Origin of the sequence: Vibrio sp. 1F263 (assembly GCF_041439035.1) — a bacterium.
In the GTDB taxonomy this organism is placed as follows: Bacteria; Pseudomonadota; Gammaproteobacteria; order Enterobacterales; family Vibrionaceae; genus Vibrio; species Vibrio tasmaniensis_A.
On record NZ_JBGONI010000098.1, the window covers coordinates 1 to 2,769 of the forward strand.

The 2,769-nt window shown below is 41.3% G+C and carries 1 protein-coding gene and 1 pseudogene; one reads left to right on the forward strand and one right to left on the reverse strand.

Translation table 11 applies throughout. The features are described from left to right. Positions 1-1,738: pseudogene (locus ACED25_RS23145) on the forward strand (conjugative transfer relaxase/helicase TraI); the annotation flags it as partial. Positions 1,739-1,755: 17 nt separating this feature from the next. Here the strand turns inward: ACED25_RS23145 and ACED25_RS23150 are convergent. After that, the gene (locus ACED25_RS23150; protein WP_016800120.1) at positions 1,756-2,115 is read right to left on the reverse strand and encodes a hypothetical protein; all 360 of its coding nucleotides are present in this window, start codon (positions 2,113-2,115) and stop codon (positions 1,756-1,758) included. Between the last annotated feature and the right edge of the window lie 654 nt (positions 2,116-2,769).

The following is a 2,769-nucleotide window of genomic DNA, read 5'->3' on the forward strand; positions in this document are numbered from 1 at the left end:
GACTAGGCCATTCTTACCGCGCAACCGTGACCACCGCTTCACCACCCTGTTCTCTACGTCAGAAAAACCACTCTCAACGGGCGATAAAATCATCACCCGTTTTACCGATAAAGAGCGCAATATCAAAGCCAACGTGGAGTACCGCATCACGCAAGCGACTACAGACCGTGTTATCGCTCAATCTAAGACAGGACAAACACTCAACCTTAACCCTAATGCGCTTAAAGACGGGCACTGGGACTACGCTTACAGTCGAACTGCAGACATGGCGCAAGGGTCCACCTATCAACACGTCATTAGCGCGATACAAAGCAAAGGCGCACTGACCAACTTAAGACGCGCCGGTATCGATGTGACTCGTGCCAGTCAGCACATTCGGCTCTATACCGACAACACAAAACAATTGGTCAAAAGCTGGCTTTCTAAAGAGAGCCATAAAGCCAGTGCGATAGAAACCCTCAACCAAATTCCACCCAAAGACACCACCTACTTTAACCGTAATGCACTCCCTCATGAGGACGTCCGGTTCCAAAATAAAAGCGGTGACTTTGACTACAACACATTTAGGGAGCACATCAATACGCAGCTACCAAAATACACCGAAAGCCTCGCCATTCAGTTATTAGGCCAGCCGAATCAATCCAAATCAGACCGGGATTATTTAACCTTTGGTATTGGAAAATCGGCCATTAAAGTCACCTTAACTGGAGAGCATCGCGGGTATTTCAAAGACTACACCACAGGCGAAAAAGGCGCATTGATTAACCTAATCATGAGTCATAAGGAAATGAATTATAAAGCCGCGATGAATGAAGCGCACAAGATGATCAACGAACCGGAAAAATATCAACTGGAGGAAAACAGTAAACACGACAAATTACTGAGCACCACCCCAAGGCATATTGCGCAGTTTGAAGAACGGGCTAAGGATTATATCAATCAAAGCTTACCGATGGATAACACACTGGCCCAAACGTACTTAAACAAGCTCGGTGTCAATAACATTGAAAACAACCATGTAAAATTCCACCCGGCGGTCTATTCATCCGAAGATAGATCCCTTCACCCTGCAATGCTAACCAACATCCACAATAAAGAAGGCGAAACCAAAGCCATTGAAGTGACCTATTTAGACACTCAAGGAAATAAAGATACCTCCCTAGACATTAACCCAAGAACCCTAGGGACGAAATCCAAACAATTAACAAGATTCCATCAAGGGGAGAATTTAAACACCACCATCATCAGCACATCGATTGAACAATCGTTTCTAATTCGAGACCAAACCCAAGGACAGATTGATATTATTAACCTCAATCATAAGAACGACATTCAAAACATCTCTACCGATGAACTAAGACAGAACATCATTATTGTATTAAATCATGGCAATCACGATTTAAACCCGAACAACATTGAAAAAATCGTCGAGAACTTTAATGGCCGAGACATCCAATTCATGTCAAATGATAACCTTAAAGAGGACATCAAATCGTGCATTGATAAACTAGAGCGAGATAACAGTGCACATAACCTTGAATTAAGTGAGCCGCACACGTCTCATCAGGAGAGGGAATTAGACACCTTCAACTATAATGAGAAAACAGAACTCGACAGCCAATCATTCGACCACTTTGAGCCAAAAGAATATTCACCTCAACAAGAGATGGAATTTAATCAATCAGAGAAAGAGAGACATTGGGAAGACAGAGAAATCGACAGAGAGTTAGAGCGATAATAAGAGGGTAGCTGCTGCTACCCTTTTTTTTCGCCTGCAAGATAAGCATCCACTTTTTTATCCACATCAGCGGAAACCAAATTACGCATTTCTACTGCATCTTTTTTATTTTCATGGAACGCGACACCATCAAAACTTTGTGTGTGGGTTAAATTACCCGTCCCTTGGATCATCCTGATCCGTCGATACATCTCTTCCATCAACTCGCGGTTAGACGGCCGCTCATCTTCCTTATCGTTCAGTTTGATCCTCAATGCCAGCGTGAGAAGTTGCCTGACGGCTTCCGCATCACCTAACTTTTCTCTGTCTCTGAACACCTTAAAATCTTGCTCCAATTCACCCCGAATGTAACTCTGTACAGAAAAAGCTTTCGCCATAATCCCACCATCCTTTCTTAGATTTCCCTCTAAACAACACTTTACCTACATTACAATTAAATCACATGCTTGCAAAAAAGCTCACTATTTATCATTAAAAACATCGAGTTAATTGCTAATAAATCACTAGTACATCACTTCCACTTTAAACAAGCTCTCAGACCTTTCTCGAAAAGGGATTAAGTACAATTGATGCATTTATGATGTAAATCTACATTGGATTTCAGCGGCTAATTAGTTGAAATTTTGAAAATTTCCCCCCCAAAATATTCACTCTTCTATTTATATCATAAGTTATTGATTGTATTGTCTTTATGTTTAAAGCAGACAACCATTTAAATCGTTTCCGATTTAGCGTGGTGTGTGGGATTGGATTGAGGGAAGCAGGGCCACTTCGTTAAACGCTTGCATAATTTGTGCTTTCTCTAAGGCATTATATTATTAGGTAAAGTCGCCCATATTAAAAGGGGTTGGGGTGAAAAATGGATCACACTACTAAAAAGTCACCACACCTTTTAGGAATTCAGGGCCATTCGTAAAACGAAATAACAGTGAAATCTGACTTTAGAAAGGCGATATTGTATCCGTCATTCCGCCCTCAATTTAATAATTAAAATAGTATTATCCAGCGTTCATTTATCAGTAAAAAAACGG

Coding starts and splice junctions, on each gene's coding strand:
- ACED25_RS23150 (WP_016800120.1), bottom strand. CDS start 2,115: ATGGCGAAAGCTTTTTCTGTACAGAGTTACATTCGGGGTGAATTGGAG.